Source organism: Lysinibacillus sp. BSL11, assembly GCF_052928325.1.
Map to the genome: position 1 here is coordinate 69,678 of NZ_JAVGCX010000020.1, position 10,999 is coordinate 80,676.

Annotated in this window: 10 protein-coding genes, 1 pseudogene and 1 other annotated feature; of the genes and pseudogenes, 7 read left to right on the plus strand and 4 right to left on the minus strand. The window is 35.6% G+C overall.

Features of this window, described 5'->3' with window-relative positions; genetic code table 11:
* The first annotated feature begins 123 nt into the window (after window positions 1-123).
* Window positions 124-972 carry an ATP-binding cassette domain-containing protein gene (locus RCJ95_RS20665; protein ID WP_446722713.1) on the plus strand — a complete coding sequence of 283 codons (849 nt, stop codon included), beginning with the start codon at window positions 124-126 and terminating at the stop codon, window positions 970-972.
* Window positions 969-1,676, plus strand: coding sequence for an ABC transporter permease (locus tag RCJ95_RS20670; protein WP_221679004.1), 708 nt, complete (start codon window positions 969-971; stop codon window positions 1,674-1,676). Before RCJ95_RS20665 ends, RCJ95_RS20670 begins: the two co-directional genes overlap by 4 nt.
* On the opposite strand, the gene ldmS is transcribed toward RCJ95_RS20670, so the two are convergent.
* Together ldmS and RCJ95_RS20680 are read right to left on the minus strand one after the other, a co-directional pair.
* Window positions 1,673-2,845, minus strand: coding sequence for an L-aspartate--L-methionine ligase LdmS (gene ldmS / locus RCJ95_RS20675; RefSeq protein WP_257521022.1), 1,173 nt, complete (start codon window positions 2,843-2,845; stop codon window positions 1,673-1,675). The genes RCJ95_RS20670 and ldmS overlap by 4 nt on opposite strands.
* 118 nt (window positions 2,846-2,963) lie before the next feature.
* Window positions 2,964-3,548 (minus strand): GNAT family N-acetyltransferase, encoded by a 585-nt coding sequence (locus tag RCJ95_RS20680; RefSeq protein WP_257521021.1) that lies wholly within the window; start codon window positions 3,546-3,548, stop codon window positions 2,964-2,966.
* A gap of 98 nt (window positions 3,549-3,646) precedes the next feature.
* Between RCJ95_RS20680 and pdxR the strand changes: the two genes are divergently transcribed.
* Both pdxR and RCJ95_RS20690 read left to right on the plus strand, forming a co-directional pair.
* The gene (pdxR, locus tag RCJ95_RS20685; RefSeq protein WP_257521020.1) at window positions 3,647-5,008 is read left to right on the plus strand and encodes a MocR-like pyridoxine biosynthesis transcription factor PdxR; all 1,362 of its coding nucleotides are present in this window, start codon (window positions 3,647-3,649) and stop codon (window positions 5,006-5,008) included.
* A gap of 105 nt (window positions 5,009-5,113) precedes the next feature.
* Window positions 5,114-5,920 carry an EcsC family protein gene (locus RCJ95_RS20690; protein ID WP_257521019.1) on the plus strand — a complete coding sequence of 269 codons (807 nt, stop codon included), beginning with the start codon at window positions 5,114-5,116 and terminating at the stop codon, window positions 5,918-5,920.
* A gap of 167 nt (window positions 5,921-6,087) precedes the next feature.
* Here the strand turns inward: RCJ95_RS20690 and RCJ95_RS20695 are convergent, their stop codons facing one another.
* Complete coding sequence (locus RCJ95_RS20695) at window positions 6,088-7,056, minus strand: quinone oxidoreductase family protein (RefSeq protein ID WP_221678998.1); 969 nt, start codon at window positions 7,054-7,056, stop codon at window positions 6,088-6,090.
* A 64-nt stretch (window positions 7,057-7,120) separates the two neighbouring features.
* Between RCJ95_RS20695 and RCJ95_RS20700 the strand changes: the two genes are divergently transcribed.
* Both RCJ95_RS20700 and RCJ95_RS20705 read left to right on the plus strand, forming a co-directional pair.
* Window positions 7,121-7,744 (plus strand): hypothetical protein, encoded by a 624-nt coding sequence (locus RCJ95_RS20700; protein ID WP_221678997.1) that lies wholly within the window; start codon window positions 7,121-7,123, stop codon window positions 7,742-7,744.
* 52 nt (window positions 7,745-7,796) lie between these two features.
* Window positions 7,797-8,061, plus strand: a binding site (T-box leader).
* A 66-nt stretch (window positions 8,062-8,127) separates the two neighbouring features.
* Window positions 8,128-9,372 (plus strand): MFS transporter, encoded by a 1,245-nt coding sequence (locus tag RCJ95_RS20705; protein ID WP_446722714.1) that lies wholly within the window; start codon window positions 8,128-8,130, stop codon window positions 9,370-9,372.
* Window positions 9,373-9,469: 97 nt separating this feature from the next.
* Here RCJ95_RS20705 and RCJ95_RS20710 read toward each other — a convergent pair whose 3' ends face one another.
* Window positions 9,470-10,198: an IclR family transcriptional regulator gene (locus RCJ95_RS20710; protein ID WP_257521018.1), complete on the minus strand. Its 729-nt coding sequence runs from the start codon at window positions 10,196-10,198 to the stop codon at window positions 9,470-9,472.
* 437 nt (window positions 10,199-10,635) lie between these two features.
* Here RCJ95_RS20710 and RCJ95_RS20715 point away from each other — a divergent pair.
* Window positions 10,636-10,999 (plus strand): annotated as a pseudogene (locus RCJ95_RS20715) (amino acid degradation protein); the annotation flags it as partial.

Here is a 10,999-nt window from a genome sequence, read left to right on the forward strand (position 1 = left end):
CTCCTGTCACCTTCAATATTGTTCTTCTCATGCTTTTTTTTCTGCCATTCACCCAATTTTTACTGTACCCCTTTTACTTGTTGTTTATAGTGTAGACATCAACAACAAACAGGAGGTTTACACATGAATGCAGTGATTGAAGTACAAAACTTAAAAAAAACATTTAATAATGAAACAGCATTACAAGATGTTTCTTTTACCATTAAAAAAGGGGAAATATTCGGCTTTCTAGGGCCAAGTGGTTCTGGTAAAACAACTACTATTAAAATATTAACAGCACAAACTGATAAATCGGAAGGCAAGGTTCTGTTATTTGGACAACCAGCATCTATAATGAAGCAAAGTCAAAACCGTAAACGTTTTGGAATTTTAACAGATAATAGCGGCTTGTATACAAGACTATCTATTGAAGAGAATTTATTACTTTATAGTAATTTATATCAACTATCTCATTCTGCTGTAAAAGAAGCTTTAGAATTTGTAAATTTATATGCAGAACGTAAAAAGAAGATCAGTCAGCTTTCCAAAGGAATGATTCAACGTGTTACACTTGCACGTGCCATTATGCACAAGCCCGAACTGTTATTTTTAGATGAGCCTACTTCTGCTTTGGACCCTGTGAATACGCAGCATATTTATAATGGCTTACGAAGATTAAATGACTTGGGTACGACGATATTTTTAACTACTCATGATATGAGCGAAGCAGAGATACTTTGTGACCGTGTAGCATTCCTTCATAGGGGGAAAATCCGAGCAATAGGTGCACCAAAGGACTTAAAAAAGGAATTTGGTATTGATTCCATAACGGTTGAACTCAAAAATGGTATGCAAGAAATTATACAAAATGGTGCACAAGATGCAGAGAAGCTGTATCAATGGATGCATTCCAATGAAGTGACAAGAATTAATACAAATGAGCCAACATTGGGTGATATTTTTATGCAAATAACAGGGAGTGATTTAGTATGAACATTTCAATGACACGCATTCAAGCTATATTAGTGAAAGATTATAAAGAATTTTCTCGTAACTATGCCGTATCAACAATGATACTTCTACCACTAATTTTGGCATTTTTATACAACAAATCAGGAGCAGCTACTATCGATGCTTATTTCCTACCCATTAATATAACGTTTTCTATGGTAACAACTTATATACAATGCTGTTTAATCGCAGAGGAAAAAGAAAAGAATACATTACGCAGCCTTATGCTTTCCCCTGCTTCACTTGGAGATATTCTAATTGGCAAAAGTTTATTTGTTCTCATCGTGACCGTTGTTGTACTCGCACTTTCTATCTTTCTTGTTGGGTACACACCTGCCAATCTTGTTATCTTATCTATAGCCTTATTATTATCTACTGTATTTTATATTGCACTTGGAACAATATGTGGACTATTTGCCAAGTCTATTATGGAAGGCTCAATTATCGTTTTACCTGTTATCTTTATTTTCTCCTTCGGTCCACTTGCACTGACTTTAGCATCTACCTACCCTTTTCTAAAAATTGCAGAGTGGCTACCAAGCTCTCAATTATTACTTTTAGCAGAAGCATTAGAAGGAAAGTACTCCATGACAGATATGATCATTCCTATGGTGACGATTATAGCTTGGTCTCTTATTTCTTGGTTTTTAGCAGCAATTTTCTATAAAAAAAGAATGGTCGATTAAAGACCATTCTTTTCTTCAGATAATAATTCTTTCTCTCGATTTTCAATTTCTTCTAGCGTATCTGCATACCATACACCAACAAATCTTGAAGGGACGGAATCCTTGAAATAATCACCATCATAGAAAGATAAAGGAAATAACATCCCCTGCTCTATATATTTCTTAATTGTTTGATAGAAGTGATCATTCTGTTGTGGGCTTTGTGATGAATAGGAGCTAAATTTATTGATGGGCTTTCCTAAAGCATCATGAAACATCAGCATAGAGGTTGAACCATTTTGGCGGAAATTTAAGTCTATCGCTTGAACATCACCAGCTTCCGTGACAATCAAATCAAAGCCTGCCACACCGACAAAGCCTTCCTCAACGCCACGTTCCATAATATGCTTTCCTACTTCAATTACTTTTTCGGGTACTTTATCTACAATGATATTCCCTTCGTAAATCCCTTTATCATCCGTAATTTGCTGGGAAGCTCCTAAGTATTGAATACCTAGCTCCTCTGAGTAAACAAATTGACAGCTATAGTTGTCCTTTGTCTGTAAAAGCTCTTCAATAATTATACTTTCAGTTCCAGTCATGCGAAATTGTCGTAAACCCTCCGTCAACTCATCTTTATTATGACAAATGGTAACGCCATATCCTCCCGAAGTTGGCGAATCATCACCAGGCTTTAATACTACAGGGGGCTGCCAATTTTTAATGGCATCTGAAAGTCTATACGTCTCCACATTTAGACGACTTGGTACATATTTGCTATCAATTAAATGATCAATATAAGCTTTTGTATTCAACTCATTAAATTTCTCCGCATCCATCCAATAACATTGACGATCCATATGCTCCAGGTCATGTATATATTGACATACAATGGTTTTCCCCTCCTTACACCAAGTTTGGATCTGTGCCAGATATTCCTCTTGAGTCTCATAACTATAAGGCTGTTCGACCCATGGTAATCCTGCTAATTGATGAAGCTCTTGCGCCTTTTCTGTTTGTGTTGCTCGATGTACTAGCACGGGGATATCAGCAATAGCAACTTCTCTTGAGGTTAAAGCATCTAGCTTATGAGGATCATCCATCATCCACGGATTATCACTATACGGTGTTCTTGGTGTATACACAGCATTATCACCATAAATTTGTCTTAACGTGTATTTAGGTTTCAAGTAGATTACCCTCTTTCAATTTTTCGGTACTCTACTCTACCCTCCCCTTTATTTTTTGACACTTTTTATAAGAAAAAAAGGTTTTATGGATTATATAAATCCCTTTTTATACCTACAACTATCCTAATTGAACTAATAGCCTTTCTAAATGCTTTTTCACCTGTGGCCATTCTTCTTTTGTGATGCTATACATAACAGTATGCCTAGTTGTCCCATCCTTGCGAATCATATGGTTACGCAATATTCCCTCTTTTGTAGCACCAATTCGCTCAATTGCCTTTTGAGAACGGATATTATCATGATCTGTTTTTATTTGTACACGTTGTAAATGAAGATGTTCAAAAGAGAATCGAAATAGCAAGTACTTACAATTAGTATTAATAGCTGTACGCCAGTATGCGGGTGTTAGCCATGTATAGCCAATTTCTAATCGCTGATGCCTGTCATCAATATCCATAAAACGTGTAGACCCGATAATGTCCCCTGATTGTTTATCCACAATCACAAATGGAAATTCTGTTTTTTCGTTTTTTGCCTTTAATGCGTTTTCCACAAATTTATTCACATCCTCCTTTTTTTCTATCGTTGTGGACATATGTGACCAAATTTCTGGATAACTTCCTGTCTCTAAAATCCCAGGTAAATCGCTTAATTCTAAAGGTTTTAGTTTAACCACTTCATTTTCTAATGTTATAAATTCCATTACACTTCACTCCTTTTTACTTATTTAAAGGTAAAATTGATATGATATATATAACCAATTACTAAAAAATGAACCATACCAGAGGAGGAGGCAATTATGTGGAGCTTTCCATTATATTTACAGGCAATCTAGCGAAATACATTGAAATCTATGAACAAATAAAGCATGCTATTATCACTAAAAAATTACTTGCTCATGAACAACTGCCTTCTAAGCGAGCTCTCGCCCTAACATTAAATGTGAGTGTACACACCATAAAGGAAGCCTATGAGCAGTTACTTGCAGAAGGCTATATTTATAGTAAAGAGCGTTCTGGTTATTTTATTGCGCCCTTTGAATTTGATTGGCTAGAGCAAATACCCCAGCATGTATCTGTTCCAAGTATCAATATCCCTAACAATATACAATTTGATTTTACAAATGGACATGTGGACAACGAGGCTTTTCCCTATGCTGCTTGGCACAAGCTTATAAAAAAGCATTTTAATAGTTACAACTTATCAACAAGCCCTTGGGAGGGAGAGACATCTTTACGCACAGAGATTGCCCGCTATGTAGGGCGTTCTCGTGGGGTTAGTTGTGATGCTTCACAAGTATTTATTTATAGTGGTACACAAAGTCAGCTTCAGGCTCTTTGTCATTTTCTTGGGTCTGCGACACGCGTTGGATTAGAGGAGCCAGGATTTAAAAGAGTGCGTGCCGTTTTACAGCAATGTGGATTATCCACAGAGGCGATTCCTGTGGACTATTCAGGGGTTACACTCCCTTCAACACCGATTCACATGTTATACACAACACCAGCTCATCAATTTCCATTAGGCATGATTATGACCATAGAAAGAAGAGTGGCATTGTTACAATGGGCTAACTCGAACGCGGGTCTTATTATTGAAGATGATTATGATTCTGAATTTCGTTATAAGGGGCTACCAATCCCGTCTTTAGCAAAAATGGATCAGCTTCAGCGTGTCATTTATTTCGGAACATTTTCGAAAACATTGCTTCCATCATTACGCATTAGTTATATGATCCTTCCAAAGTCTCTAGTAGTGCCGTTTATGACTTTTCATTCTGAGCAAAAATCGGTTGTCTCCAAAGTAGATCAGCTTGTCTTAGCAGACTTTCTTGCACAAGGTCTATTCGATAAGCATTTGGCAAAAATGCGAACAATCTATCGTAAAAAGCTGCAAGCATTATTGACTGCCATCTCTACAAATTTTTCAAATGAATTTCAAGTAATCGGTGAAAAATCTGGACTTCATATAGTCATCAAACTACCACAACATCTTACCGAGAGTAGAGCGATCCAGCTTGCTCAAGAGGTAGGGATTCAAGTCTATCCATGCTCTACCTCCTATCAGAATGGAACAAAAGAAACAATGATCATTATAGGGTATGGTGGACTGACACTTCAGCAAATAAATGAAGGAATTGAACTCCTTGCGTCCGTTTGGCAATAGCATGTGATTCATTAGTTTGTCGAAATCTCATTTAAATAAAGCGAAACTTTATATAGTTTTTTACGTATTTAAAGTTAAATGGACACATAAGGGGATAAGACAATAATGGAGAATCGAGAATTATTAGAGCAGCATTTACAAGAGATTCAGGTGTGGGAAAAAGATCAAAAAGATTTATGGTTTTGGGAGAAATTAGGTAGAATACCATTTAAATTATTAGATAAAATGACACCTGCCTTTCTTCAAAATAAAATTGCCTTGTTGGTAGATGAACTAGGCAATTATATTCAGTCAGGTGGAAAGTATTTAATCAATGAACAAGCCATGATACAAAAAATTCGTGACCATTCTTCCACACAGCATATTATAACTATATCTGATATTGGTCAGATTCCTTTAGAGGACATGATCTCCCTCAGTGATAAATTACAAAATGAACGTGTGAAATTTGCTACTGTACAAGGAGCCTCTACTGGCTTTGGTGGCATCTTTACTTTAGCTATTGATATTCCAATGATTTTAGGGACTGCACTAAAAACTTTGCAAGAAATAGCAATTATTCATGGCTATGATCCGAACGATAAAATGGAACGTATTTTTATTGTAAAATGTCTACAATTTACCTCTGCTGATATTGTTGGTAAAGAAGCAATCTTACAGGAGCTTTCTACTATGAATAGCTCAAAAAAGGCTTCAGATAACATGATTTCTCAGCTTCAAGGATGGCAGGAAGTATTTTACACATATCGTGATCAGCTAGGCTGGAAAAAGCTGTTTCAAATGATCCCTATTGCAGGGATGGTTTTTGGAGCCTATGCTAATAAAGGCATGATTCAGGATGTAGCCGAAACTGGTATTATGCTTTATCGTAAAAGACGTATTTATGAAAAACTTACTGACCTAGATGGTTAATCAAAAAAGATGCTGGGACATAACTCGATTATATTGAAAAACAATAAAAATGAATATTAACTTTTCCACTTCAAGCAGTTAAATATGCCTTCCTAAATCAAAAAAATGTTAGACCAATGATATCTTGGTCTAACATTTTTTCTTTTTGTCCCAGCCTCTTTGTGCTTTTATATTTTAATAAGTATCTTTCCTTGGTGCTGACGACTTTCCATAAATTCATGAGCCTTTTTCATTTCCTCTAAGGCAAATACTTTAGCAATTGGCACCTGAAAATTTTCTTCTTTTACTAAAGAGAAAATATCTTGTGCAACATGTTGTAACAGCTCTGGCTTCAAAGCTCTTGTCGTACCTAAGCTAAATCCTTTTATATTACGGCAGCTACTGTGTAAATCTGCTGTTTTTATATTTCCTGCTCTGCCTCCACTATTCCCGAATTGGACAAGAGTGCCATAAGGCGCTAAGCAATTTAAACTCTCCTCGGTGATAGCTCCTGCAATGGAATCGTACACAATTTCAACACCCCGACCCATTGTAAGTTCATTGACATTTGTACTAAATTGATCATATGTAAGTACATGATCCGCACCAAGCTGGTAAACGATTGGGGCTTTTTCTAAATTACTTACCGTACCTATAATCTGTTTAGCTCCAAGCCTTTTTGCCATTTGGACAAGCATTGTCCCTACCCCACCAGAAGCAGCATGAATTAAGACAGCATCCTGCTGACCAATTGCTGCTATTTGATGTGTTAACATATATGATAAAAATAAAACAGTCGGTACAGCTGCTACCTTCTCGATTGGTAAACCACTAGGAATTTTAAAAACTAGTTGTTCCTTTGCTACAACAAATTCTGCATAAGCACCGTTTTTCGGGAAGGCGATAACTTGGTCACCCTTTTGAAAACCACTGCTATCATTAAAAACTTCTTCAATCACCCCTGCAACATCTAAACCAAGAACCATCGGAAAATTTGCTTTAGCTTTATTACCTGTGCGATTTTTAAGATCTGCGAAATTTACGCTTGTATAGGTTGTCCGTATTAAGACTTCTCCCTCAGAAATAATCGGTTTTGGACAATCAATAAATGTTAAAACATCAGATGTACCAAATTCATTGATAATAATAGCCTTCATAAATTTCTCCCTCCTTGCTATAGTAAAATTATATACTATATATAGAAATGATGGAGGAATATTCATGAAAATCAAACCTAAGCAAGCCATGTATAATGGTATATCCTACAACTTTTTTGATAGAAAAAGCGATAAGATATGCTTTATGCTCTCTGGCACGGGCTATACCTATGATAAACCTATACTTTATTATTCTACAGCATTAATGCTAGAACTTGGCTATGATGTCGTCCAAATCAATTATACATTTGAGCAACAGCAATTCGAACAGGACTCCCAAGCCATATCAAAAATGGTCTATCGTGTTGCCAACCCGATTGTAGAGAACAGCTTGCAATCAAAGCCTTATAGAGAAGTCGTTTATCTAGGAAAATCTCTAGGTACTATGCCTATTGTCGATTATTATATGCAGCAGACCTCTTCTATCCCTGCTCGTTATGTACTTTTCACCCCATTACTTTCTCTTCAACATACAATGATAAATCTATTAGACAAGCATGCATTTTTGGCAATTGGTACAGCTGACCCTCATTATTCACAGGAGAAGCTAGCCCAACTTGCTACCCTTCAGCTTGCCGTTTTGGAGGACCTTAATCATTCACTTGAAAATCCTTTGAATGCTGTTTTATCCATACAGCTTTGCCAGTCGCTTATAACACAATTAAAAATCTTTCTACAAAATAATTAGTTAAATTTTTATAGTACTATTTACCAGAATTATGTACATATGTTACACTAGCGAAAATACATTGAAGAGAAGAGTAAATAAGGCTGTTCTTCCAAGAGAGCTCGGATTGCTGAAAACGAGTAAGAACGAATTATTGAAACAAGCCTCGGAGTAGCGCATTGGATTTTGTTTGAATGATGGTGCGACGGGAACTCCCGTTATAGAGTTACAGTATAAGCATAGGCTTTATGCCGTACTGAAAAGGCTATTATGGTGACATAATAGTGAACTAGGGTGGCACCACGTGAGTATATAAATTCTACAACCTCGTCCCTAAGACTAATCGTCTTGGGGGTGGGGTTTTTTATTTTGCAAATCGTCACTTTGCTTAAGGAGGAATTTATATGAGAAAAGCTTTAGAAAGCTGGCGCTATCCTGCCATTCTATTATGTAGTATTGGTGTTTCCAGTGTTGGCGAATGGATTTATTTTATCGCCTTAAATTTAATTGTGTTAAACCTCACAGAATCTGCTCTGGCTGTCTCTGGATTGTATATTGTAAGAGCGATCTCTTCCTTGTTCACTAATTTTTGGTCAGGGAGCCTAATCGATCGTTTTAATAAGAAAAAGCTAATGATTATTCTAAATATGATTCAATCTATACTCATTGTCATACTCCCCTGCTTTACAAGCCTCTTGTGGATGTATGTCCTTGTTTTTCTCATTACAGCAGCTAGCTCTATGTATCAGCCGACATCTATGACTTATATCACTAAGTTAATTCCTATCGATCAAAGGAAACGCTTTAATTCATTACGCAGCTTACTTGACTCTGGTGCATTTCTAACTGGGCCAGCAATCGCAGGTTTCTTATTCACAGTCGGAACACCCCATATGGCCATATATTTAAACGCGATTGCTTTATTTCTATCAGCCTGTATAACGTTCAAAATGCCAAATATTGAAGCCCTTAAAAAATTTGTTAACCGTACAGAAAAAACATCCTTTTATCGCGTATTGCTTCAGGATTGGCAGATGGTCATACGCTTTAGCTTAAAAAATTCCTATGTGATGGTTGTCTATTTGTTGTTTAGTGCTATCATCATCTTGATGACAGCTACTGATTCTTTGGAGGCTGCCTTTGCAACACAAATATTAGCTTTATCCGAAGGAGAATATGGTATTTTAGTCAGTATCGCAGGGGTAGGTGTTTTAATTGGCTCGCTAACCAACTCTGTTATTGTTGAAAAAATACCAACTTCTTGGTTAATAGGTATGGGGTCTCTCGTAACAGCATTGGGCTATTTAATATTTACATCCTCCTTTTCCTTTCTTATAGCTGCTTTAGGTTGCTTTGTATTATCCTTTGCTACTGCCTTTGCGAATACAGGATTTTATACATTTTATCAAAATAATATTCCTTCTGAGAGCATGGGTAGAATAGGAAGTATTTATGGATTTTTTGAAGCCCTTTTTATTATTATTTTTACTGCTATTTTTGGGATTTTTGCTGAATGGATAACTATACGATCAGTTGTCGTTAGCGCATCCTTTATGATGGCATTTGTAGCTATTATTCTACTATGGCTAAATATAAAACCTACGAAAGGCCACTATTATCAAAGGTTCATGAGTAGCAAGCAACAGTAATTAAAAAACTGTATTATCTCACTTTTCATAAAAAATCAACCATCTAATGTCCACTATTTTTTGACACTAGATGGTTTTTTATCGAAGGAAATAATTTTTATATATATCCTAATTCATAGGATAGTTGCTGTGCCGTTTTAATGACTTCCTGTGTTATATTTTCTAATTTTTCAGCATCTGTATCATATTCAAAGCACTCTGCACTAATGGCTGCAATTATTTGTTTATTTGAATCAAATATAGGAGCTGCTATGGATACTGTCCCCTTTGTTTTTTCTCCAACGCTTATGGCAATGCCTTTTTCTCTTACATCATTGAGGCTCTCTATCAATTTTTCTTTCTCAGGCTCCTCAAGTTGTTGGAAAAATTGTTGCTGTACATCGCTTTTAGAAAACGCAAGCAATACTTTATTTGGAGCTCCTATAGGATACGGGATTTTTTCACCAATCATATCAATAATACGGACATTTTTAGGACTATCAATTCGATCAATAATAATGGATGCAAACTGTTTCGCAATACTTAAATAGATTGTTTCGCGAACATTATATGCAAGGTTTTCTAATAGAGGATGTGCTTTTTCTCTAATATCCGTCTCATGATACATTTTCATGCCAAGTTGCAACCATGTATACCCTAATCGAAATTCTTTTTTATTCTCATTTCTCTCTACTAAATCAAAACTTTCTAATGTATATAATAATCTGTAAATTGTGCTAGTAGGCAAGTCTGTTTCATTAAAAATTTCTTGCACAGTAAAAAAACGCTTCGGATGCTTCGCCAATATATTTATAACTAACATAGCTCTTTCGATTGATTGAATCATTACAATTACTCCCTTTCATTTCCCCATATGATCACTATCTTAAGGTTTTTATAGATCCAGTTAACTTTAACTAGGATCATTATGAAATTAAAATTCATGCAAATTATCAAATTTTTATGTACCTTCAATTTTTTACATGTAGCCCGCTTTTGAATATAGTTTCATTTTATTTTAACTAATTTTTATGCATATAAATAGATGCTACATGAAATATATACATAGTTCCACTCAATTAGTGTGGAAAATTACGAGTATTCACAAAAATTCAAATTGACAATTTGTTGTTTTGCATTTACGATGAATTTATATTCCACTATGTAGATTAAATTTCATATAGTGAAAAATAAATAACGATAAAAATATGTATTTCTCTTCTAATTATCTATTTACATCATCTTGAAAAATAAAATACTTTACTATCAAAAGGAGCAAAAATTATGAATACTTTTATGTGGGATACACCTGAAAAACTACGTGCCCTATTATGTGAACTTGTGAGCTGGGAAAGCCGAACATTAACGGCGGGCGAAAATAAATTTGCCTTTCGCTTAAAAGATAAATTGTTAACGCTTCCATACTTTGAAAAGCATCCAGACTTGATTGAATTACATGATGCAGGGCTTGGCAGAAATGCAGTGACAGCCTTCTATAAGCATCCCACGGCAACAGAAACCGTTGTGTTAATCAGTCACTTCGATACCGTGCATACGGAGGAATATGGTGAACTAGAGCCGTTAGCCTTTTATCCAGAAGAACTAACGAAAAAGCTAATGGAACCTAAATACTTAAAAGATTTACCAG